The organism is Mesorhizobium sp. M0954 (genome assembly GCF_040319155.1).
Lineage (GTDB): Bacteria > Pseudomonadota > Alphaproteobacteria > Rhizobiales > Rhizobiaceae > Mesorhizobium.
Map to the genome: position 1 here is coordinate 93,454 of NZ_JAMYNR010000016.1, position 22,524 is coordinate 115,977.

The following is a 22,524-nucleotide window of genomic DNA, read 5'->3' on the forward strand; positions in this document are numbered from 1 at the left end:
GGAGTTTAACAGGGAGGCGTCAAACAAAGTGGCTCCAACCACTCGGTAAGAATCCAGATCACTGGATGGACATAGTAAACGCCTGTAAAGCTTAACGAAGCCTTAACGCAGGGCATATTTTTCGATCAAGCGCCCAGCATCTGTGCCGTAACAGCACAGCTGACTGGCCACGGCACCCGTTCCCACTACCGGCTGGAAAGTCGGGGCGACGCGCTTGCGCCATGTTTCCTCCAGATCGTGACCGACATATCGAAACAGATCCGCTCGCCGCGCGACATCGTTCCGAAACAGGCGCCGCGCTAAACGCCCGTTCCTCGCAACGAGGCGGAGCAAACCTTGCGCTCCGGCAATCATGACAATCTCTCAAGGAGCGAACAATGGACTGGTACTCGGCCGTTAAATTTCTGCACATCGTCTCGGCGATCCTCTGGGTCGGCGGCGGCTTCACGCTGATGCTGCTCGCGGTACGCGCCGACCGCGCTGGAAACGTCGAAGGCATGCTGCAGGCGATGCGCGCCACCGGCGAGCTCGGCAACCGGTTCTTCGCGCCGATGTCGATGCTGACATTGCTTTTCGGCCTCATCATGTGCGGCTTCTGGGTCGGCTTTTCCGATCTGTGGGTGCTGATCGGCCTTGCCGGTTATGCGACGACCTTCTGCATCGGCATGTTCATCTTCAAGCCGACTGCCGACCGCATGGCAGGCATGATCGCCAAGGATGGCCTGACGCCGGCAGTGCTTGCCCAGGGCCAGCGCGTCCTCAGCGCCGCGCGCTTCGATTATTCGGTGATGCTGGTGATCATCGCGGACATGGTGCTGAAGCCGACGCTGCACGACATCACCATTCTGGGCTGCATGGCGCTCGTACTCGCAACCGGCATTGCCCTGGCGCTTGGCAGGACGCGGCAGCTGCTGCCGAGTGCCGCCTGAGGTGTAAGGATATCCGGCGGCGGCCGAATGGGGCCGCCGTCTTACAGGAGGCCGGCGATGCCGTCCCACAGAAGCTTGACCGCGACGACCGCCACGGTCGCATAGGTGAAGGGATAGAACAGCTCCGGCCGCATCCGCCGCACCAGCCAGGCGCCGGCGATGGTCGACAGCGGCGCCAGTGGCATCAGCACCGCCGACGCCGTCAAATTGGTGGTATCGAACTGGCCGAGCGCGAAATAAGGGATGAGCTTCAGCGCATTGGTGACGGCGAAAAAGATCGCCGCGGTGCCCGACAGCACCTTCGGATCGAGCCTGATCGGCAGCGCATAGACCTGAAAAGGCGGGCCGCCGACATGGGCGACGAAGCTGGTGAACCCGGCAACGGTACCCCAGAAGCCGGCGGCGACGCGGTTGGGCTCCGCTGCGTGGCCGGCACCGTGGCGGAGTTGCAAATAGAGCCAGCGCAGCACGAAGATCAGGGCAACCGCGCCGACGATCAGCCGCACCATCTCTTCGGTTACAAGTGCCGCCGTCAGCCAGCCAAGGGCAATGCCGATCACGGCGCCCGGCATCATGTCGGCCAGCATCTTGCGGTCGAAGATACCCCACCACGTCCACACCGAGACAATGTCCATCAGGCACAGAATTGGCAGAAGAATTGCGGCAGCCTGAACCGGCGGCATGGTCAGCGCCATCAACGGCACGCCGACAAAACCGACGGCGCCTCCGAAGCCGCCTTTCGACAGGCCGACGAGGATGACGGCCGGAATGGCCGCGGCATAGAACCAGGGATCGACGAGCAGGCCTGACATGGGGAAGGGACGCTGGAGGGAAAGTTGAACTCTGGAATAGACCAGAAATGGCCAGACCGCGACCGCAAACGCAAATATGTGGGCCACGCCACCGAAATCCGTCACATGTTTGGCATGTCGAGCGGCGGCGGGCGTCTCCGGATCGGCTGCGCCTTGATGATGGCGGTGCTGGTTTCGGCCTTGTCGGCGATGCGGTCGAGAATCCCGTCGAGCTCGCCGATCGAGCGGACGAACAGCCGGGCAACGAAGCAGTCATCGCCCGTCACCTTGTCGCATTCGCCGAATTCCGGGATTTCCTCGATCAGCTTCTGGACGATGTGCAGCTTGCCCGGCAATGGCCGGATGCGAACGATCGCCTGCAAGGCGTAGCCGAGCGCCTGCGGATCGATGTCGATGGTGAACGCGCGGATGACGCCGCGATCCTCTAGCCGCCGAAGCCGCTCCGAAACGCTTGGTGACGACAGCCCGACCTGCAGCGCCAGTTCCTTCAGCGAGGTCCGTGAATCCTTGACCAGGATATCGAGGAGCTTTCTGTCGAGCTCGTCCAGCATTTTACAATTCCAAGAAAAAGCCGATGTCTACCTAATTAAATGAGGTTCGTCCTGCATATCACCAGCTGCAAGTCATGGAAATACCCGATCCGCCGTGGGATTATAAAATCTCAACGGGTTTCAGGAGCATCCATGGACAACACGGTACGCGGCACGATCGAAATGACGGCGGCGATGGCGATCCTCGGCACGATCGGCTGGTTCGTCGTCCTTTCCGGCCAGCCCATCATGGACGTGGTGTTCTGGCGCTGTGCTTTCGGTGCGGTAACGCTGCTGATCATCTGCGCGGCGCTGGGACTGCTGCGTGGCAGGCTGTCGCTTCGCATCGTCGCGATCGCGGCTCTCGGCGGTGCTGCCATCGTTATCAACTGGCTGTTGCTGTTCAGCGCGTTTTCCCGCGCGTCGATCTCGATCGCCACGGCCGTTTACAACACGCAGCCCTTCATGCTGGTAGGTTTTGGCGCGCTCTTCTTCTCCGAACGGCTGACGGTGACCAAGCTGACCTGGCTCGGCATCGCCTTTGCCGGCATGCTGCTGATCGTGCAGGCCGCGCCCGATGCAGGCGATCATGGTACGGATTACTTTACCGGCATTGCGATGGCGCTGGCCGCGGCTTTCTTCTGGGCCGTTGCGGCTATCGTCACCAAGAAGCTCAAAGGCACGCCGCCGCACCTGATCGCCCTGATCCAGGTCTGCGTCGGCGTTCTCATGCTGGCACCCTTCGCCAATCTCACCCACCTTCCCGCCGATGCGCGAAGCTGGGTCATGCTGGCGACGCTCGGCATCGTCCATACCGGCCTGATGTACATCCTCATGTACGGCGCCATCCAGAAGCTGCCGACGCATCTGCAGGGATCGCTGTCCTTCATCTATCCCGTCGTCGCCATCCTCGTCGATGTCGTCGCCTTCGGCCATCGGCTGCATCCGGCGCAGATCGTCGGCGCCGCCGCCATCCTGGTCGCCGCGGCCGGCATGAATCTCGGCTGGTCGCTGTGGAAATCGAAGGTGCCTGCGTAGGGCCGCAGGCGACCAGGCGAGGAGAATTTCGGCCAACGGCAGTCATGCGCCGAGCCCTATGGAATCGTTGACGGCAATCGTGATCCCCCTGCCGCCTGTTCAATCCCCGCACTTTGCTCTATGCCGCAATGCAACCATCTTCGCCCGGCATAGGCGATAACCGGGATCGAACACCAATGAATGACGCAACGCCGCCCAACCGCTGCCGTATCGTGCTGATCGCGCCGCCGAACGTGCCGGCCGAGCGCATCGCCGCGGCCTTCGAGGGCGGTGACGTCGCCTCGCTTATCCTGCCGGAAAACGGTATGGACGAGGCCTCTTTCCAAGCCTTTGCCGAGCAGATCGTGCCGGTGGCGCAAGCGGCCGGCATTGCCGTCATCATTGCCGGCGACACCCGCATCGCCGGCCGCGTCCAGGCCGACGGCATTCATGTCGAGGTCGGCAAGGACGAGCTCGCCGAAACGATCGAACACTTCCAGGCCAGGATGATGGTCGGCACCGGCGGCGCCAAGACCCGCGATGATGCGCTGGAACTCGGCGAGGTCAGGCCTGATTACATTTTCTTCGGCCGTTTCGGTTACGACAACAAGCCTGAGCCGCACCCCCGCAACCTGTCGCTCGGGCAATGGTGGGCGGACGTCATCCAGATCCCCTGCATCGTCATGGCCGGATCCGATCTTGCCTCGGTGGAAGCGGTCGCCGCCACCGGCGCTGAATTCGTGGCGCTGTCCAGCGCCGTTTTTGCCGACGGCGTCGATCCGAAGATGGCGGTTGCCGCCGCCAACGCGCTGCTCGACGAAACCGCGCCGCGCTTCGAGGACTGACGTGCTCTCGCGGAAAATCCTTTTCAGCGCCTTTCTCGCAACGGCCGTGACGCAGGCGATAGCGGCGGAACCCGTTCCGCTGCCGCAGCCCAGGCCGGATTCCAGCGAACCCGCCGACAAGCCGATCGCCGCACAATTGCCGCAGCCCGCCACCACCGCCCCGTTGCCGTCGGCCGATACCATCAACCCCGACCGCTTCGGCGCAAAGCCGTCCGATGCTGCCTACGGCGCCTTTCAGCGCGGGCTCTACAAGACGGCCTACAACCTTGCGCTTTCGCGCGCTCAAAACGGCGATCCGGCGGCACAGACGCTGGTGGCCGAGATATTGTCGCGCGGCCTCGGCGTGCCGGTCGACGCGGCAGGGGCGGCGAAGTGGTATGCGCTTGCCGCCGAGCAGGGCGTCCCGGAATCGCAATTCCAGTATGCGCTGATGCTGCTCGACGGCCGCTACGTCAAAAAGGACGAGAAGGAGGCCTATGCGCTGATGCAGGCCGCCGCCGAGGCCGGCAACCGCCTGGCGCAGTTCAATTTTGCGCAGCTGATGGTCGAACAAGAGCCCGGCGATGCCGGTATTGCCAAAGCCGTATCCTATTACGAGCGCGCTGCCGCGACCGGGCTTGCCGACGCACAATATGCGATGGCACAGGTCTACGCCAATGGCGCCGGCGGCAAGCCGCGCGACGATGTCCGCGCCCGCAGCCTGCTGGCACAGGCCGCGCGGCAGAACTACGACACGGCACAGATCGATCTCGCAACCTGGATGATCGAGGGGCGCGGCGGCGCCCGCGACCTGAAATCCGGCTTCAACTGGATGAAGCAGGCCGCCGAGGGCGGCAATGTCGCCGCCCAGAACCGTCTCGCCAAGCTCTACATGAACGGCATCGGCACCGACCCGGATCTGATCCTCGCTGGCGCCTGGTATGTTGTCGCCCGCCGCGCCGGGCTCATCGACCAAGAGATGGACGATTTCCTGCAGGGCCTGACCGACGACCAGACGCAGCAGGCGCTGCAACGGGCCAACCGCCTGCCCTGACCGCGGTCTCGAGACTCATCGCACCGGGCTCGTCAGGCGGGCTCATTGGGTATGATCGAGCACGACCTTGCCGAAGGGAGAGCCGTGTTCAAGGTACCGAAAGGCTTCGGCGGCCCGGCTCCATGGCACGACCCGGTCGATCACCGGTCTCAACCGGTTGACGACAATGGCGCGGTTCATCTCTTCAAAGGATTCGCGTGAGCCCACCGGTATGCCTCGCGCCCTGACCTGCCGGCGGAAGATGTCGAGCGGGTTGATGGCGCCGTCACTGCCGCCGAGATAGCCGATGGCGTTGATCTGGGCGCCGCGCGCCGCTGCCCTCAGCGATTGTGCAAAACTCTGCGGTCCGCCAACCTCGATGATATGGTCGGCGCCGCGGCCATCCGTCAATCCCAGCACGGCCGATGCCCAATCGGGGACGCTGCGATAGTTCACGCCATCCTGCGCGCCAAGTTGCTTTGCCCGCGCAAGCTTCTCGTCGCTGCTCGACGTCACGATGACGCGCGCCCCGGCAGCGGCGGCGAACTGCACCGCAAACAGCGAAACGCCGCCGGTGCCGAGGCAAAGCACGGTGTCGCCGGGTTTGACGCTGCCTTCCGTAAACAGCGCATGCCATGCCGTCACGCCGGCGCATGGCAGCGTCGCCGCCTCGAGGTCGCTCAGATTGGCCGGCGCCAGCACCGCCGCCTGTTCGTCGAGCCGGGCAAATTCGCTGAGCAGCCCGTCGATCGGGCCGCCACGTTGATAGGATGGCTCGGCCATGGCGAAACTGCCGCCGACCCAGCGCTGCCAGAACGTGCCGCAGACCCGGTCGCCGATCTTGAACCGGCTGACCTCGGCACCGATGGCAACGACTTCGCCGACGCCGTCCGACAGCGGCACCAGCGGCAATGCAAACTTCGTGTGATAGCTGCCGCGAACGATCTCGGCATCGCGGTAGTTCAGCGCCGTCGCCTTGACCTTCACAATCATCTCCTGGCGCCCTGGCTCAGGCATCGGCCGCTCGACCATTCTGAGGCTCTCGAGGCCGCCCGGGCTCTGCAATTCGATCGCCTTCATCGTCGTTCCTTTCCAGCTGGGTCCTGCCAGAGGAAAATCGCTTGCCATCGATCGGATTTCAAATTCATAATGTTCAGGATAATTATGCTTCTCTGACATGTTCGGGTGTGTCGTGCTTGAAGAACTGAAAACACTGGCGCTCTTTGCCGAGGAGGGTTCGATTCAGAAGGTGGCGCAACGCCTGCCATTGACGCAGCCGGCCGTCACCCGCCAGATCCAGCGGCTGGAGGAGATGCTCGGCACGGAATTGCTCGACCGCCGGCTAAAGCCGTCGCGACTGACCCCGGCCGGCGTAGAGGTGCTGGCACGCGGCAAGGACATTCTCGCCGCCGTCGACGCGCTGAGATCATTCGCCAAGGGCGACGAGCCGGGGGGCCTGCTGCGGCTCGGCCTCGCGCATGGACTTTGCGACAAAGCCGTGGCCGCCGCCATTGGTGATGCCGTGGCGCGGTTTCCGAAGGTCTCGCTGCGTCTGAAGAGCGGCTGGAGCCTTGAGCTGGCCGACCAGCACAAGCGCGGACAGCTTGACCTCGCCGTCATCCTGGACGGCAGCAATTCCAAAGCTGGCGACGGCGTTGTCGGAACCGAGGCCCTCGGCGTCATCGCTGCCGAAAGCACTGTCCGGCAAGCCGACGTCAAGACCATGCCCTGGATCCTCAGCCCTGAACCCTGCGACGCGCGCCGGCGGCTGGCGGCTGCCCTGGCCGAGGGCGGCCACAGGTTGATGGTCGGCGCCGAGATTCAGGACAGCGCGCTGCAGATCGACTGGGTTCGTCGAGGCCAAGGCCTTGGCCTGCTGCCCAGGCGGCTGCTGCGGGAAAAGCTGCCTGAGGGCATTGCCCTGGTCGACGCTCCCGGCCTCGAGCTGTCGCTGCGAATTGTCGTGCTGCGTTCGCCGCACCTGCATCTTTTGAGAGAGGTCGCCGACGCGGTGACCGAGGCCGTCACCGCGACTGTCAGGGCGGACTGAGGCCACCACGCCGCGCTGCCGGGCCAGCTTCGTTCCCGCTTCATCGGAAGGCGCTCCTTGCCTCTGCTGGCGATTTGTGGTCTTGGAGGCGCCAAATTGCCCTTTGCGGCGATCATCTCATTTCCGGATCACCTCACCATGGCCAAGATCAATGGCAACGAAATCCGTCCCGGCAACGTCATCGAGCATGATGGCGGCCTTTGGGTGGCGGTCAGGACCAACACCGTCAAACCCGGCAAGGGCGGCGCCTACAACCAGGTCGAACTCAAGAACCTGATCAACGGCACCAAGCTCAACGAGCGCTTCCGTTCGGCCGAGACGGTCGAGCAGATCCGGCTCGATCTGAAGGATTTTTCCTTCCTCTACGAGCAGGGCGACGCGCTGGTGTTCATGGACACCGAAAGCTACGAGCAGCTCGAATTGCAAAAGGAGTTCGTCGGCGATCGCGCCGCCTTCCTGCAGGACGGCATGATGGTGACGGTCCAGCTCTATGACGAAAGGCCGATCGGCATTTCGCTGCCCGACCAGGTGACGCTGACCATCACCGAGGCCGACCCGGTGGTGAGGGGCCAGACGGCAGCCTCGTCCTACAAGCCGGCGATACTCGAAAACGGCATCCGCGTGCTGGTGCCGCCGTTCATCGGCTCGGGCGAGCGCATCATCGTCGATACCAACGAAATCACTTACGTGCGCCGCGCCGACTAAGGCGTGATCCCAAAGAGTTGCAGACTTTTTGGATAAGATCATGCGTCAAGGCAAATAGGCGCAGCGACAGGAAGAACAGCAATGGCGCGTTCCGCGATCCTCAATGTCATGGTCCAGGCCGCAATGAAGGCCGGCCGCTCGCTGTCGCGTGACTTCGGCGAAGTGCAGAACCTGCAGGTCTCGATGAAGGGGCCGGGCGACTATGTCAGCCAGGCCGACCGCAAGGCCGAAGACATCGTCTTTGCCGAACTCTCCAAGGCGCGGCCCGGCTACGCCTTCCTGATGGAGGAACGCGGCGTGATCGAGGGCGACGACGGCCAGCACCGCTGGATCGTCGACCCGCTCGACGGCACCACCAATTTCCTGCACGGCATTCCGCTCTTTGCCGTTTCGATCGCGCTGGAGCGCCAGGGCCAGATCGTCGCCGGCGTCGTCTACAATCCGGCGATGGATGAGCTCTATACCGCCGAGCGCGGCGGCGGCGCTTTCATGAACGACCGCCGGCTGCGCGTCGCCGGCCGCACCAAGCTGGTCGATGCGGTGATCGGCTGCGGCATGCCGCATCTCGGGCGTGGCCAGCACGGCAATTTCCTCATCGAGTTGCGCAATGTCATGGCCGAGGTCTCTGGCGTCCGCCGTCTCGGCTCCGCCTCGCTCGATCTCGCCTACGTCGCCGCTGGCCGCATGGACGGGTTCTGGGAAACCGGCCTGTCGGCCTGGGATGTCGCCGCCGGCATTTTGCTGATCCGCGAGGCAGGCGGTTTCGTCTCCGATTTCGCCGGGGGACAGGATGTGCTGAACGCCGGTTCACTCGTCGCCGGCAACGAACTCATCCAGCGCGCGCTGTTGAAGACTATCAAAAGGCCACTCTCAGCCGGCTGATAGAGGCACGCCGCGCTGAACCGCCGCAGTCGCAAAACCGCAACCAAAGCTTGAAATACTGTCCCGCTGCCGCCCAGATAAGGTGGCGCAGGATCATCGATGACGAACAGCCGGCCCCAACCCCAGAGCGAACTCTCCCAGCTCGACATTCCCTTCATGGGGCGTTGGCATTACTCGCGCGCCGAGATCATCGCCGACGGCATTGTCCACGCCGTGGGCATCGTGCTGGCGATCGCTGCCGGCTCGACGCTGCTGGCACTGGCCGCCTATCGAACCGGCCCCGGCGAATACGTCGCCGCCGCCTTCTATGTAGTCTCGCTGCTCACCGTGCTGTCGGTTTCGCTGGCCTACAATGTCTGGCCGGTGTCGTCGCCGGCAAAATGGATATTGCGGCGCTTCGACCATGCCGCGATCTATCTGCTGATCGCTGCCACCTACACGCCTTTCCTGGCGCAGCTCGGCGGCGCGCCGCTGGCCGTTTCCATGATCGTCCTGGTCTGGACCGCCGCGGCGGTCGGCATCGCCATCAAGGTCTTTCTTCCCGGCCGTTTCGACCGGCTGGCTATCGTCTTCTACCTAGCCATCGGCTGGAGCGGTATCGTTCTGGTGGAGCCGCTCGTGCGGACGCTGCCGGCGACATCGATCGCGCTCATCGTTGCCGGCGGCATCGTCTACTCCTGTGGCGTGATCTTCTTCGCCTGGAAGGGCCTGCGCTTCCACAATGCGCTGTGGCATGGCTTTGTCGTCACCGGCGCCGGCCTGCATCTGGCCGCCATGGTCGACTGCCTGGTCATCAACCGGCTTTGACCTCCGGTCGCGGACAGTGGCAATATTGCCAAGCGCCATTCAATTTCGTCACAATTCCGTTTAGAGTCGCAAACACAAATTGATCGGCGGCGACGGCATCGGAAACGGGGCACGGATGACTCTTCTCAGATCCTTCGGCATGGGCAGGCGCTCCGACGTTCTGATCTACGACCCGCACAAATTGTCGAGCCCTCAGGTGTTTCTGCTGACCATGGTGATCTTTCTGTTCATCGTGGCCTTCATCGCCGCCATCCTGACCCGCCAGATCTCGACCGCCTTCGTCACCAATCCCGGCCTCAACGGCCTGATCATCGGCGTGCTGGCGGTCGGCATCCTGCTGGCCTTCGTCCAGGTCGGCCGGCTGTTCCGCGAGGTGCGCTGGGTCAACTCGTTTCGTGCCGGTTCCGAAACCACCGAACCGGTGCTGCTGGCGCCGATGAAGGCGATGATCGGCCGCTCCTCGACGATTGCCTTCTCGACCAGTTCGATGCGCACCATGCTGGATTCGATCGCCACCCGGCTCGACGAAAGCCGCGACACGTCGCGCTACCTTGTCGGACTGCTGGTGTTCCTCGGCCTGCTCGGCACTTTCTGGGGCCTGCTCAACACGATCGGCTCGATCCGCGAAACCATCGAGTCGCTCGATCCCGGCACAGGCGATGCCGCGGCCGTGCTCGAATCCCTGAAGCAGGGGCTTTCCGCTCCGTTGGCCGGCATGGGCACCGCCTTCTCGTCCTCGCTGTTCGGCCTCTCCGGCTCGCTGGTGCTCGGCTTCCTCGACCTGCAGGCCGGCCGCGCCCAGACGCGCTTCTATACCGAACTCGAAAACTGGCTGTCCTCGGTCACCGACCTGTCCTCCGACATCGTCGTTGCCGACACGGCCAAGACCGAACCCTCCGAGGAAATCCGGCTGTTGTCGGAAAAGCTGCGCACTCTGCAGGAGAATGGCGGCGGCTCCAATCCGCGCGTCGCCACCGCCATGGCCAATCTCGCCGACGGCATTTCCGGCCTGGTCAAGAACATGCGCTCGGAACAGCAGATCATGCGCGACTGGGTCGAGGCCCAGTCGGACGAGCAGAAGGCGATGCGCAACACCCTGGAGAAGATCGCCGACGCCTTGAAGAAGCCTGGAGTGCATTGACGTGGCGTTGGCACGAGGCCGGCGCTCCGACCGCCGCATCGATTACTGGCCGGGGTTCGTCGATGCGCTGTCGACGCTGCTGTTGGCGATCATGTTCCTGCTGACTGTTTTCGTGCTGGCGCAGTTCCTGCTCGGCCGCGAGATCTCCGGCAAGGACACGGTGCTCAACCGCCTCAATTCGCAGATCAACGAGTTGACCCAGCTTCTGGCGCTGGAACGCTCGACGACGCAGGACAAGGAGGACACCCTTGCCAATTTGCAGGCATCGCTGTCCGCATCGGAGGCGGAAAAGAGCCGGCTCGAGCAATTGCTGGCGCAAGGCGCCGGTGCCGGCGATGCCGCCAACCAGCGCGCGACGGCACTTTCCGGCGAGCTCGACAGCCAGCGCCAGATCAGCCAGCAGGCGTTGAGCCAGGTCGAGATCCTCAACCAGCAGATTTCGGCGCTGCGCAGGCAGATCGCAGCGCTCGAACAAGCGCTCGACGTGTCCGAAACGCGCGACCGCGAATCCAACACCAAGATCGCCGATCTCGGCCGCCGCCTCAACGTCGCACTGGCGCAACGCGTGCAGGAGCTGAACCGCTACCGCTCCGATTTCTTCGGCCGCTTACGTGAAATTCTTGCCGACCGCGAGAACATCCGCATCGTCGGCGACCGCTTCGTCTTCCAGTCGGAAGTGCTTTTCCCGACCGGCTCCGAGGTGATCAACGATGCCGGCAAGCTCGAGATGAAGAAGCTTGCCGATGCCATCATCGAATTGCAAAAGGAAATCCCGCCGGAGATCAACTGGGTGCTGCGCGTCGATGGCCACACCGACAACAAGCCGCTCTCCGGTACCGGCCGCTACCGCGACAATTGGGAATTGTCGACGGCGCGCTCGACATCGGTGGTCAAGTTCCTGATCGAGAACGGCGTGCCGGCCAACCGGCTGGTCGCGGCCGGCTTCGGCGAATTCCAGCCGCTCGACCCCGCCGATACCGAAGAGGCGCGCAACAAGAACCGCCGCATCGAGTTGAAGCTGACCGAGCGGTGATCTGCAAGCCTTTGGCTTGTATCATGCGCCAGGTCGAGCCGGCTCAAGTCGGCGGCATTTAGGGCACTGGTGCGGCAGCGGCAAGAGCTGAAAAAAATTACCTTTTTTTAATTACACTATGCCGCCGTGGCCTTTTAGCCTTGGTCATGGGCCGAGAACCGCCGGCGGTGGAACCGCTCATCGCGACGCGACGGAACCTGACGGCCCGAGGCCGGAAGGCAGAACCCTCCCAACCACCGCCTTCCCCAGTAAAGGAGACGCAACCATGCGCTTCTTCGCTCCCAGGAATCTCAGGACTGCTACGCTCGCCACACTTCTCCTCGCCGTTCCGTTTGCTGGCGCTTACGCCGGCCCGCGTGAGACGGCCTTGATCAATCAGATCCAGAGTGTGGAGACCGGTATCCAGGGCGCCATCCGGGCGAACAAGCTCGAGCCGGGCGAGGCACGTGACTTGCGCACGCAGGTCGCTCAGCTCGATCGGGCCGCCCAGAGGGCCGCTCGCCGTGGAACGATGCCGAGCACGCAATATCAGCAGTTGATGGCGCAGCTCGACGATATCAGCCAAAAGCTGCGCGCTGACACCGGCAGTGCCTTCCTCATCGGCAACGGCGCCGATGGCGGATACTATCCCAACGGCTATGGCCCAACTTATCCAGGCGGCTGAAATCGGCCGCAATGCCCGGCGCTGTGGCAATTGATTTTGCCCATGATCCTTTTCCAGCTTTCGGTTCAGGGATCATGCGCTAGTCCAACGCCGGCGCAATCAGCGCCAGTACTGCCGGCACTGTCTCGATGAAGAGGATTTTGCGGCCCGCCGTTGCCGCGCCGTAAAGGCCGGCGACGGCGACGCAGAGCAGGAAGAAGACTTTGAACGGGAAACCGGCTTCGCCGAGGTAAAGCCCCAGATCAGCCCGGCTGCGAGAAAGCCGTTGTAAAGCCCTTGATTGTCAGCAAGCACTTTCGAGGCCCTGGCGAATTCTGGCGTCAGCCTGAACACCATGTGGCCGCGCGGCGTGTCCCACAGCACCATCTCCAGATAGGCGATGCAGAGGTGGATCACGGTCACCAGCCCGACCAGCACATTGGCGATCATGTTTCGTCTCCCCATCGCGGTCTGCCGCCGCGGATGACATTGATCACGCACGCCACCGCTTCCGCTAGTTGCTTTTCGGCCGTCGCGGCCGGCAGTCGATGCATCGATCGCGGACGGCTTCGGGGTTGCCAACAGTTTTGCATTGGTATCTTTTCCCGCCGTCAAATCAGCGGAACCCACAATGTCCTTTCAAAAACTCGACGACCTCGGCCACAAGCTCGAAGCACTGGAACACGCCCTCGCCATCCTCGGCGCCGACGAGGCGACCCATATGGCGGTCGGCGGCGGCGAGAAGCGCGCAGAGGCAATGTCGGCGCTTGCCGGCATGCACCATGCCCGGGCAACTGCGCCGGAGATTGCCGACTGGATCGCGGCGGCCAAGCAGGAAGCGCTGAACGAAGAGCAGCAGGCCGCGGTCAGGGAATTCCGCCGGCAATATACCAACCTGACCTGCCTGCCGGTCGAGTTCGTCGAGCGCCAGACGACCGCGCGCATGCGCTCCGAGCAGCTGTGGCGCGACCTGCGCGCCAAGAACGACTGGGCCGGCTTCCTGCCGGCGCTGGAAGGCGTCGTGGCGCTGGTCCGCGAGGAGGCGGCCCTTCGCGCCGAGGTGCTCGGGCTCGAGCCTTACGACGCGCTGATGGAGCAATATGATCCGGGCAATCGCACCGCCGACGTCACGCCTGTGTTTGCCGAGTTGAAGACCTTCCTGAAAGGTTTCGTGCCGGAGGCACTGGCCGTGCAGGAAGAGCGGCTGGCGAAACATCCGCTGAAGCCGCTTTCCGGCAGCTACCCCTTGGACAAACAGCGCGAGCTCGGCCTCGCCATGATGGCGGCAGTCGGCTTCGACCTCACCCACGGCTCGCTGTCGGTTTCGCACCATCCGTTCTGCGGCGGCGTGCCGAGCGACGTGCGCATCACCACCCGCTACAAGACCTCGGATTTCCTGTCGGCGCTGATGGGCGTGCTGCACGAGACCGGCCATGCGCTGTACGAGCAGAATCTGCCGAAGGCGTGGGCGCACTGGCCGCTCGGCAGAGCGCGCGGCATGGCGGTGCATGAAAGCCAGAGCCTGTTCGTCGAAAAGCAGATCGGCCGCAATCCAGAATTCTGGCGCTGGGCGCTGCCGGTGGTCGAAAGACACCTCGGCGAGCGCTGGAGGATCGACGACATCCTGCCGCATGTGCACCGGGTCGAGCGCGGCCTGATCCGCGTCGATGCCGACGAGGTCACCTATCCGCTGCACGTCATCCTGCGTTACGAGCTGGAGCAGGAGCTTGTCTCGGGACGGCTGGAAGCAGCCGAGCTGCCCGAAGCCTGGGATGCCAAGATGCGCGATTATCTCGGCCTGTCGACATCAGACAATCCGGCTGATGGTCCGATGCAGGACGTCCACTGGCCGGGTGCCGCCTTCGGCTATTTCCCCTCCTACACGCTGGGCGCCATGATGGCGGCGCAGCAATGGGCGGCGCTGACCAGGGATCATCCTTCAGCCGACGAAGACCTCGCCAAGGGAGATTTCGCCGCGATCAACGACTGGCGCCGCAAAAGGATCTGGTCGCAAGGCTCGCGCTGGTCGACGCCAGAACTGCTCGAACGCGCTACCGGCGAAAAGCTCAATGCCGTGCATTTCACCGATCACCTGAAGAAGCGGTACGGGAACTGAGCCGCTTCGTCTATTCCAGGTTCTTGCCGCGGTGACTGCAGAAATCCGCGAAACTGGCCTTTACTTTGGTGGGAAAGCCTCTGAAAAAGGAGTTCTTCCAAGTTGGGCGAGCGTAGATGTCTGTCTGTTACAGTTTTCATAGGATGAAGTCTTTCTGGCCCCGCTTGGTATTTTTCATCTTATTGATCGGCCTGAGTTCTCCGGCCATGGCCGACGACATGGTTCTCAAGGGGCCGGCAGAAAGCTGGGTAAAGCAGCTTGATATTCCGGCTGCCGATCCCACCCGATCGGATCAAATCAAGAATGGCGTTTCATGGCTGCTCTCGGACGACCAGATCACGCATCGCGCCGGCGGCTATGTCGAGTACTCGCGCACCGTCTATAAAATCGTCGACCGTCCCGGCCTGGATCGTGGCGCGAGTATCGATCTGCAGTTCGATCCGTCCCGGCACAAGGTCACGCTCAACCATCTTCACATCATCCGCGATGGTGCCGTTCTGGACCGGCTGGAAGGCGTCGAATTCGACATCTTCCGCAGGGAAAGAGACGCCGAGAAGGGTGTCTTCGACGGCTGGCTGACAGCACATGTCAACATCGATGATGTGCGCACCGGCGACATCGTCGACTACGGGTCGACCTATGAGATAACGCCGCTGGTCGGCAAGGACCTTTTCTTCAAGAATTTCTCCACCGAATGGGAAGAGCCGGTAGCGCTTATCCGCACAAGCATCATTTGGCCTTCGGACCAGCCGCTCCAGATCAAGACAAGGGGAACCCGACTCAAGCCCTCAATCTCCCCGACTGGGCCGGATACCACCTATCTGTGGGAGATTCCAAACCCGAAACCGGTCAATGTCGACGACAACCTGCCCGTGACCTATCCAGGCTGGGGCTCCATCGATGTCGCGTCTACCGCGAATTGGCAAAGTGTGGTCGATGCCGTTGCGCCCTATTACAAGCCAGCGACCGTTTTTCCCCCGGCTTTTGCCGCAAAGCTCGACGACATCGCTCTGCGGCATCCGGTGCCCGAAGACCGGATGGTCGAGGCAATGCGGCTGGTGCAGGACCAGATCCGCTATGTAAGCCTGTCGATGGGTGCCGGTTCCTACGTTCCGCGTGATCCCGCGACGGTCATCCTGAGCGGGTTCGGTGACTGCAAGGACAAGGCCCTGCTGCTGGTTTCGTCGCTTGTGCGGCTTGGCATTGCTGCCGAGGTCGCCTTGGCCGATCTCGACGAGGGACGGGCCCTGGACCAGCATCTGCCGGCGCTCCGCGATTTCGACCATGCCATCGTCAAGGCAAGGATCGGAGCAAAGACATATTGGCTGGACGCCACGAACTATCTTCAGGGCGGCGGGGCGCACAATCTCGCACAGCCCGACTACGGCTTCGCGCTGCCGCTTTCCAGCACCGGCGGGTTGGAGAAGATGCCGAGCCCTGTGCTTACCAGCCCATCAATCCAGATCGCCGAGGAATTCGACTTTCCGCGGAAACCGGGCGATCCCCTCGTGCTGACGGTCTTCTCGACATATGAGGACGCCGATGCCGATTGGATGCGCGGCAATTTCGCCAGCCGGTCGCTGAGCGAGGTGTCGGACGCCTACCTGAAATACTACAACAAGCAATATCCGGGCATCCAAACCATCGCCAAGCCGGAAATCGTGGATCGCCGCGACGGCAACATAGTGAGCGTGAAGGAAAGTTATCGCTTGCCGGCGGAAGCGCTGACGGCCAACGATCTGGCAAAGAATTTCCCGATCCGCGCGGCCGATCTCGGCAACAACTCTCTTCCAACCCCGACAATCGTCGACCGAACCGGGCCCGTCTCCCTCGGCCCCCAGTTCTACCGCCGCCACAAGGTGACCGTGCGCAACCTCAAGGCGAGGTTTTCCGGCGAGTCGATGAAAAACGTCGTGACGCCCTATCTGTCTCTCAAGGCATCCTGGTCCAACACGCCCACCGAATTTCAAGTTGAATGGAACTTTCAGACGCTGGCGACTGAAGTACCGGCCAAGGCGATTGCCGATTATCTGAAAACCGTCGATGACCTCGCAGACCAGGTTCGCTGGCAGTACGATTTTACCTATGAAGAGCCGCCTGCCGATGTGCAGCTCAGCGATCCGGCAAAGGAGCAGCGACAGACCGTCGCCAGCATGCTTTTGCTGTCGTTGCTTGTCGGCGTTCCCCTGTTCATCGCCTATCGACGCGGCAAACGCCGAGCTTTCGGTAGCTGAAGAATCTCGGCCGCCGCGGGGCTCCATGATCCCGAAAAGTGGATGCCGGTTTTCGGAAAAGATCATGGTCAAACAAGAAGATGGAGCCTTATCCCGATTTCATCGGGATGGAGCGATGCTACTCGGCCGCGCCCCTGAAAGCACTCGCCCCGGTGTCGAACTGCAGCTTGGCCAGCCGCGCATAGATGCCGCCCTTGGCGACCAGGCTCTGATGCGTGCCTTCCTCGACGATGCGGCCGCCATCCATGACCAGGATGCGATCGGCCTTCAGCACGGTTGCCAGCCGATGGGCGATGACGATCGTGGTGCGGCCCTTCATCAGCCGGTCCAGCGCCGTCTGCACCAGCGTCTCGCTTTCGGCATCTAGCGCCGAGGTCGCCTCGTCGAGCAGCAGGATGGGCGCATCGCGCAAAATGGCGCGGGCGATCGCCACGCGCTGGCGCTGGCCGCCCGACAGCGTCACGCCGCGCTCGCCGACCTGGCTGTCATAGCCCTTTTCGAGTTTCAGGATGAACTCGTCGGCAAGCGCGTCCTTCGCCGCCGCCTCGATCTCGGCCTGGCTGGCGCCAGGCCGGCCAAAGCCGATATTGTCGCGCGCGCTTGCGGCAAAGATGGTGACGTCCTGCGGCACGATGGCGATGCGCGCGCGGATCGCCGCCGGATCGGCCTCGCGCAGATCGACCCCGTCGATGATGATCCCGCCGGACTCCGGATCGTAGAAGCGCAGAAGCAGCGAAAACACGGTGCTCTTGCCGGCGCCCGAGGGTCCGACGATCGCCACCGTCTCGCCGGGTTTGACCTGAAAGCTCAGGCCATGGACGGCGGCGCGGTCGGGCCGGGCCGGATAGGAGAAGGAGACATCGTCGAAGCTGATCGCACCTCTCGCCTTTGCCGGCAGCGGCTTCGGATCGGCGGGCGCCTGGATCGCGGGTTTCTCGGCCAGGATCTCGGTCAGCCGTTCGGCAGCGCCCGCTGCCTGGGACAGTTCGCCCCAGACCTCCGACAGGGCGCCGAGCGCGCCGGCGGCGAACACCGAATAGAGCAGGAATTGACCGAGCGTGCCCGGCGACAGCGTGCCGTCGAGCACGTCGCGCGAACCGAACCACAGCACCGCCACGACTGAGGAAAAGATCATGAAGATGGCAAAGAAGGTGAGAAAGGAGCGGGCAAAGATCGAGGCCCGCGCCGCTTCGAACGCTGCTTCCACGGCGGACGAAAAATATCTGGTTACAAGCTTCTCGTTGGTGAAGGCCTGCAGGGTGCGCACCGCGCCGATCTGCTCGCTGGCATAGGCGGTGGCATTGGCAAGCGTATCCTGCGCCAGTCGTGACTTGCGCCGCACCGAGCGGCCGAAGGCGACCAGCGGCAGCACGATTAGCGGAATGGCCGCGATGACCAGGCCGGACAGTTTTGGGCTGGTGAAGACCATCATCGCCACGGCGCCAAGGCCGAGGATGACGTTGCGCAAAGCCACCGAGGCGGTAGCACCGACGGCCGATTTGACCTGTGTCGTGTCGGCGGCGAGCCGCGAGACGATCTCGCCCGACTGGGCTGTATCGAAGAACGAGGGCGACAGCGTGGTGACGTGGGCAAAGACATCGCGGCGGATATCGGCAACGACGCGCTCGCCGAGCGTGATGACGAAATAGTAGCGGCTGGCCGATGCCGCCGCCAGCACGGCGGCCATCACCACCAGCATGGCGAAATATTCGGCAATGAAGCTGGAATCGGAAGCGGAAAAGCCGTGATCTATCATCCGCCGCACGGCCAGCGGCAGCGCCAGCGTCGTCGCCGCCGCGACGGCCAGTGAGACGATCGCGCCGATGACCATTTTGCGGTAATGGGTGATGTAGGGAAACAGGCGCTGCAGCGGCTTCAGCGAGCGCCTGCGCTCGTCTGCATCGCCGCTGATGTTCGCCATGACCGTTTCCTTTGGCCCTTTGAGGTTTGCGCCATCAATATGCGCTTGCCACGGCCTTGTGATTCAATTCCGGCTGATGTATAGGCTCGCCGACCGTTTTAGAAGCCGTGGCTCCTCAATAGCTGCGGCTTCGAGTTTTAAAAAGGGGCGCATCGACGCAGGCTTCAGCCCGTCGGCAGCACCCGGCAAGCCAGGAACAGACACATGAAGACCGACATCCATCCCGACTATCACACCATCAAGGTCGTCATGACCGACGGCACCGAATACATGACCCGTTCGACCTGGGGCAAGGAAGGCGATACGATGAATCTCGATATCGACCCGACCACCCACCCGGCCTGGACCGGCGGCCAGCAGACCCTGCTCGACCGCGGTGGCCGCCTGTCGAAGTTCAAGAAGCGCTTCGAAGGTTTCGGCCTCTAAGCCGCATTGGCGTTTCGCAGATCGAGAAACCCGCCTTCGTGGCGGGTTTTTTGTTGGGAAAATACGGCCCTACCCGCCGAGCAACTCGCGCAGGGCCATCCGCTTGTAGGCGGCAACCAGCCGGTCGCCTTCTTGCCGCCCGACCGAGATCGCCAGCCGCATTGCGGCCTCGCCCATCTGCCAGATTAGAAACGCCGTCGTTTCGAGCGCTTCCGGATCGGCGGATGGCCGCAGCCGTTTCAGCACGGCTGTAAGGAATTCGGCGTTGGCCCGGCTATCGGCAAGCTCGAGTTCGCGCAACGCCTTGTCGGCCTGCGTGCCCGACCAGATGTCGCGCATCACCGGCTCCGCCAGGAACATTCCGTAGTAGATATCCACCAGTTCCGAAAATGCCCGGCGCAGGCCTTCGGCGTCATTGACCTCGGCTAGCGCTGCCGCAATGCAGGCCTGGCTTTCGGCGGTGTAGCGTTCGGCCAGCGCCCAGATGAGCGCCCTCTTGTCGGGGAAGAACTGGTAGAGCGAGCCGATCGACACGCCGGCCCTCTCGGCCACCTCGCCCATGCGCATGGCGTCGCTGCCTTGCTCGGCGATCAACGCCGAGGCGGCGGCCAGCATGCGCTCGACCCGCTCGCGGCTGCGCTGCTGGCTCGGCGCCCGGCGCGGCGATGCGATCTGCTCGTTGCGGGAACCCGGTGCAGCGGTGCCTTCCATGACTGTCTCCAGAAAAATGGCTTGACTGAGAAAATACGAGGGTTTATCACGTTTTGCAAATGTGAGGATCATTCATATTTTAGACGACACACCAATCGAACTGCTCGAATCTGAAGCCGGAGGAACTGACATGATCATGAAACTGCTTCCCACCCTCACCTTCGTCGCTGCCATTGGCTCAGGCGTTGTCGGCGGCGTTTTCTTCGCCTTCTCCAACTTTATCATGCCGGCGCTCGCCCGCTTGCCTGCCGGAGGCGGCATCGCCGCCATGAATTCGATCAACATCACCGTGATTACGCCGGCATTCATGACCGCGCTTTTCGGCACCGGGCTGGTCTGTCTTGTCCTTGCCGCCGGCGCTCTTATCGGCTGGAGCCAACCGGGTTCGTTCTGGCTCCTCGCCGGCGCCCTGATCTACCTCGTCGGCAACCCGATCGTGACGATGATGTTCAACGTGCCGCTCAACAACGCCCTGGCCGCGGTCGATCCGGCAAGCGCCAACGGCGCCGCGGTATGGGCCACCTATCTCAGGGACTGGGTGATGTGGAACCATGTCCGCACCATCACCGCCATCGTGGCGCTGGGCTGCTTCATCTTCGCATGGCGGTGAATGCAGGACGGAAGTCCTAAAAGGCCGTCAGGCAGGGTCTTTTGACTTATGGCCCTTGCGGTCGGCATGGCCCAGATCGCGATCCGGATCGATGACGTCGCGAACCAGTTGCTTGAGCTTTGCGGCGTCGGGAAAACCGCCGTCACGCTTGCGGTCCCAGACCAGCGTATCATTGCAGGAAATGGTGAAGATGCCGCCGGTGCCGGGCACCAGCGTCACTTCGCCCAGATCGGTGCCGAAGGTGGACAGCAGCTCCTGCGCCATCCAGCCGGCCCTGAGCAGCCACTGGCACTGGATGCAATAGGTGATGCGGACGGTGGGCGCCTGTTCGCTCATGTCTCGGTCTCATCTGCGCGGACTGTGGTTACGGCAAATCGATCGTGTATCGGGTCGTTGCCAAGGGCTATGGATATTGCAATCCAGATCGGCCAGACCATAACCAAGACCAACGCGGCGTATGCACCGACAATCTCCAGCTGGGAGAAGTCCTGCGCGACCCCAGGAGCGCTGCCCCAAGCCTGAAAAGCATACCACCCTCCTGTGAGCATTATAGGCAAAGCGCCGAGAAATTTCATTCCCTGCCGCCGAACAGCCTTTCGTACGGGTAGTCCGATTCTGTTTTTGTCATCCTGGTCATGCACTATGAGCGCCGCGAAGCGCTTGCCGATTGGCTGGCCGGAGGTCAACTCCATGACAAGGAGATAAGACGCGAGAACGATCAGCTCGAGGAAACCCAAATCCAACGCTGCCGGTCGGAAATTGCCCTGCGAATCCAAATCAAATGAGATGGAAGGATTTCCTTCAGACTGTGAGACCGAAGCCGTTCCCAGGGCCCATTCGGCGACCGTCAAACCGAACAGCGACCTTCTGCATACCTGCCAATCGTAACGGGCAAGTGATGGATCACTTGCTCCGTTTAACGAAGCCGCCTGACATATTCTCCAGTTCAACCAAAAGCTGCCTTTGACTCCGCCGTCAGTCAGCAGAAACAAACCCGCTACCAGTGCGTAAAGAGGTATCAGGACGATAAGATAGTCGATGATCGAAGCGAACAGCCGGCGCCATATGCCACCCTGGCGAGGCCAGGACATCGCGTCAGCAAAACGAGCCTCATCAGTGTCAGTCATCCGTCCCCCATCAGTAACTGACAGCTCTAGAAGAAAGGTACGTAATCGGTGCGCGGCGTTCTGAACTTACGCCGCGCTGAGCTTTGCCAAGGTCTCCTCGTCGACCTCGAAATTGGCGTAGACGCTCTGCACGTCGTCGTCGTCCTCGAGCGTCGCAACCAGCTTCATCAGTGATTGTGCCCGCTCCTCGTCGACCGCGATATTGGTCTGCGGCTTCCAGATCGGCTTCACCGATTCAGCCTCGCCAAGCGCGCCTTCCAGTGCCTTCGACACTTCGCCGAGATTCTCGAAGGCGCAATAGATCGTGTGGCCGTCCTCGTCCGACTGGACATCGTCGGCGCCGGCCTCGATCGCCGCGTCCATCACCTTCTCGGCGCTGCCGGCCGATGCCGGATAGTAGATCTCGCCGACGCGGTCCCACATGAACGATACCGAGCCGGTCTCGCCCATCGCCCCGCCCGCCTTGGTGAAGGCAGCGCGCACATTCGACGCCGAGCGGTTGCGGTTGTCGGTCAGCGCCTCGACGATCAGCGCGACGCCGCCTGGCCCGTAACCCTCGTAGCGCACGGCTTCGTAGGTCTCGGCATCGCCCATCGACGCCTTGTTGATGGCGCGCTGGATATTGTCCTTCGGCATCGACACCGCCTTGGCGTTCTGCACCGCAAGGCGCAGGCGCGGGTTCATCGATGGATCGGGCGTGCCGCTCTTGGCGGCGACGGTGATTTCGCGCGCCAGCTTGGAAAACATTTTCGACCGCACCGCATCCTGGCGGCCCTTGCGGTGCATGATGTTCTTGAACTGTGAATGGCCAGCCATGGCACCCCTGTCATTTTCTCGGCTAGAGCATCTGCCGCCTGGTGAACCACCCGGCATCTTGCAAAAATGCTCGAATTCAAAATTTCAGAACGTCCTGCTGCGTCCCTGACGGACGGACGGCGCTCGCTGTCGGAATGGCCGGCTTATAGATAAATCG

General features: G+C 62.7%; 23 protein-coding genes and 1 pseudogene. 15 read left to right on the plus strand and 9 right to left on the minus strand.

All coding sequences use genetic code 11. The features are described 5' to 3' along the window. Positions 1–377: 377 nt before the first annotated feature. Positions 378–929, plus strand: a complete 552-nt coding sequence (locus NKH93_RS21935) for a DUF2269 family protein (RefSeq protein ID WP_352972038.1) — start codon at positions 378–380, stop codon at positions 927–929. A 41-nt stretch (positions 930–970) separates the two neighbouring features. On the opposite strand, the gene NKH93_RS21940 is transcribed toward NKH93_RS21935, so the two are convergent. Together NKH93_RS21940 and NKH93_RS21945 are read right to left on the minus strand one after the other, a co-directional pair. Continuing rightward, positions 971–1,741 (minus strand): sulfite exporter TauE/SafE family protein, encoded by a 771-nt coding sequence (locus tag NKH93_RS21940; protein WP_352450835.1) that lies wholly within the window; start codon positions 1,739–1,741, stop codon positions 971–973. A gap of 101 nt (positions 1,742–1,842) precedes the next feature. Next, positions 1,843–2,292, minus strand: a complete 450-nt coding sequence (locus NKH93_RS21945; RefSeq protein WP_023678010.1) for an Lrp/AsnC family transcriptional regulator — start codon at positions 2,290–2,292, stop codon at positions 1,843–1,845. 132 nt (positions 2,293–2,424) lie between these two features. Between NKH93_RS21945 and NKH93_RS21950 the strand changes: the two genes are divergently transcribed. The 3 genes from NKH93_RS21950 to NKH93_RS21960 all read left to right on the plus strand — a co-directional run bounded on the left by NKH93_RS21950 (position 2,425) and on the right by NKH93_RS21960 (position 5,166). Continuing rightward, on the plus strand, positions 2,425–3,309 hold the full coding sequence (locus NKH93_RS21950; protein ID WP_352540309.1) for a DMT family transporter: 885 nt from the start codon (positions 2,425–2,427) through the stop codon (positions 3,307–3,309). A 176-nt stretch (positions 3,310–3,485) separates the two neighbouring features. Continuing rightward, complete coding sequence (locus tag NKH93_RS21955) at positions 3,486–4,133, plus strand: thiamine phosphate synthase (protein ID WP_352471207.1); 648 nt, start codon at positions 3,486–3,488, stop codon at positions 4,131–4,133. Position 4,134: 1 nt separating this feature from the next. Further along, positions 4,135–5,166, plus strand: coding sequence for a tetratricopeptide repeat protein (locus NKH93_RS21960; protein ID WP_352814895.1), 1,032 nt, complete (start codon positions 4,135–4,137; stop codon positions 5,164–5,166). A 42-nt stretch (positions 5,167–5,208) separates the two neighbouring features. On the opposite strand, the gene NKH93_RS21965 is transcribed toward NKH93_RS21960, so the two are convergent. Then, positions 5,209–6,225, minus strand: coding sequence for a zinc-dependent alcohol dehydrogenase family protein (locus NKH93_RS21965; protein WP_352972040.1), 1,017 nt, complete (start codon positions 6,223–6,225; stop codon positions 5,209–5,211). 112 nt (positions 6,226–6,337) lie between these two features. On the opposite strand from NKH93_RS21965, the gene NKH93_RS21970 reads away from it, so the two are divergent. The 7 genes from NKH93_RS21970 to NKH93_RS22000 all read left to right on the plus strand — a co-directional run bounded on the left by NKH93_RS21970 (position 6,338) and on the right by NKH93_RS22000 (position 12,427). Continuing rightward, positions 6,338–7,195 carry a LysR family transcriptional regulator gene (locus NKH93_RS21970; protein ID WP_352972042.1) on the plus strand — a complete coding sequence of 286 codons (858 nt, stop codon included), beginning with the start codon at positions 6,338–6,340 and terminating at the stop codon, positions 7,193–7,195. A gap of 138 nt (positions 7,196–7,333) precedes the next feature. After that, positions 7,334–7,900 (plus strand): elongation factor P, encoded by a 567-nt coding sequence (gene efp / locus NKH93_RS21975; RefSeq protein WP_023678016.1) that lies wholly within the window; start codon positions 7,334–7,336, stop codon positions 7,898–7,900. Positions 7,901–7,981: 81 nt separating this feature from the next. Beyond that, a complete protein-coding gene (locus NKH93_RS21980) occupies positions 7,982–8,782 on the plus strand; it encodes an inositol monophosphatase family protein (RefSeq protein ID WP_023678017.1) in 801 nt (266 codons plus the stop codon). Between the two features lie 99 nt (positions 8,783–8,881). Next, entirely contained in the window at positions 8,882–9,589 is a 708-nt protein-coding gene (trhA, locus tag NKH93_RS21985; protein ID WP_352972044.1) for a PAQR family membrane homeostasis protein TrhA, read from the plus strand. A gap of 115 nt (positions 9,590–9,704) precedes the next feature. Beyond that, positions 9,705–10,730, plus strand: a complete 1,026-nt coding sequence (locus NKH93_RS21990) for a MotA/TolQ/ExbB proton channel family protein (RefSeq protein ID WP_352471212.1) — start codon at positions 9,705–9,707, stop codon at positions 10,728–10,730. Between the two features lies 1 nt (position 10,731). Then, entirely contained in the window at positions 10,732–11,763 is a 1,032-nt protein-coding gene (locus NKH93_RS21995; RefSeq protein ID WP_352683348.1) for a peptidoglycan -binding protein, read from the plus strand. A 265-nt stretch (positions 11,764–12,028) separates the two neighbouring features. Beyond that, complete coding sequence (locus NKH93_RS22000; protein ID WP_352683346.1) at positions 12,029–12,427, plus strand: hypothetical protein; 399 nt, start codon at positions 12,029–12,031, stop codon at positions 12,425–12,427. A 79-nt stretch (positions 12,428–12,506) separates the two neighbouring features. Here the strand turns inward: NKH93_RS22000 and NKH93_RS22005 are convergent. Then, a pseudogene (locus NKH93_RS22005) lies at positions 12,507–12,856 on the minus strand (DUF1304 domain-containing protein). 181 nt (positions 12,857–13,037) lie between these two features. Here NKH93_RS22005 and NKH93_RS22010 point away from each other — a divergent pair. Further along, positions 13,038–14,522, plus strand: coding sequence for a carboxypeptidase M32 (locus tag NKH93_RS22010; RefSeq protein WP_352972046.1), 1,485 nt, complete (start codon positions 13,038–13,040; stop codon positions 14,520–14,522). A gap of 206 nt (positions 14,523–14,728) precedes the next feature. Then, positions 14,729–16,756 carry a DUF3857 domain-containing protein gene (locus NKH93_RS22015; protein ID WP_352972047.1) on the plus strand — a complete coding sequence of 676 codons (2,028 nt, stop codon included), beginning with the start codon at positions 14,729–14,731 and terminating at the stop codon, positions 16,754–16,756. Between the two features lie 118 nt (positions 16,757–16,874). On the opposite strand, the gene NKH93_RS22020 is transcribed toward NKH93_RS22015, so the two are convergent. Continuing rightward, the gene (locus NKH93_RS22020) at positions 16,875–18,677 is read right to left on the minus strand and encodes an ABC transporter transmembrane domain-containing protein (RefSeq protein WP_352814883.1); all 1,803 of its coding nucleotides are present in this window, start codon (positions 18,675–18,677) and stop codon (positions 16,875–16,877) included. A 204-nt stretch (positions 18,678–18,881) separates the two neighbouring features. On the opposite strand from NKH93_RS22020, the gene rpmE reads away from it, so the two are divergent. Beyond that, entirely contained in the window at positions 18,882–19,103 is a 222-nt protein-coding gene (rpmE, locus tag NKH93_RS22025) for a 50S ribosomal protein L31 (protein ID WP_006327661.1), read from the plus strand. Between the two features lie 69 nt (positions 19,104–19,172). On the opposite strand, the gene NKH93_RS22030 is transcribed toward rpmE, so the two are convergent. Further along, positions 19,173–19,814, minus strand: coding sequence for a TetR/AcrR family transcriptional regulator (locus NKH93_RS22030; RefSeq protein ID WP_352972049.1), 642 nt, complete (start codon positions 19,812–19,814; stop codon positions 19,173–19,175). 130 nt (positions 19,815–19,944) lie between these two features. On the opposite strand from NKH93_RS22030, the gene NKH93_RS22035 reads away from it, so the two are divergent. Next, complete coding sequence (locus NKH93_RS22035) at positions 19,945–20,424, plus strand: anthrone oxygenase family protein (protein ID WP_352471219.1); 480 nt, start codon at positions 19,945–19,947, stop codon at positions 20,422–20,424. A 27-nt stretch (positions 20,425–20,451) separates the two neighbouring features. Here NKH93_RS22035 and NKH93_RS22040 read toward each other — a convergent pair whose 3' ends face one another. The 3 genes from NKH93_RS22040 to NKH93_RS22050 form a co-directional block, all read right to left on the minus strand. Then, positions 20,452–20,760 (minus strand): Rdx family protein, encoded by a 309-nt coding sequence (locus tag NKH93_RS22040; RefSeq protein ID WP_352471220.1) that lies wholly within the window; start codon positions 20,758–20,760, stop codon positions 20,452–20,454. After that, complete coding sequence (locus NKH93_RS22045) at positions 20,757–21,551, minus strand: RDD family protein (RefSeq protein ID WP_352972051.1); 795 nt, start codon at positions 21,549–21,551, stop codon at positions 20,757–20,759. The genes NKH93_RS22040 and NKH93_RS22045 overlap by 4 nt, the downstream gene beginning before the upstream one ends. Positions 21,552–21,617: 66 nt before the next feature. Beyond that, positions 21,618–22,367: a YebC/PmpR family DNA-binding transcriptional regulator gene (locus tag NKH93_RS22050; RefSeq protein ID WP_352540320.1), complete on the minus strand. Its 750-nt coding sequence runs from the start codon at positions 22,365–22,367 to the stop codon at positions 21,618–21,620. Between the last annotated feature and the right edge of the window lie 157 nt (positions 22,368–22,524).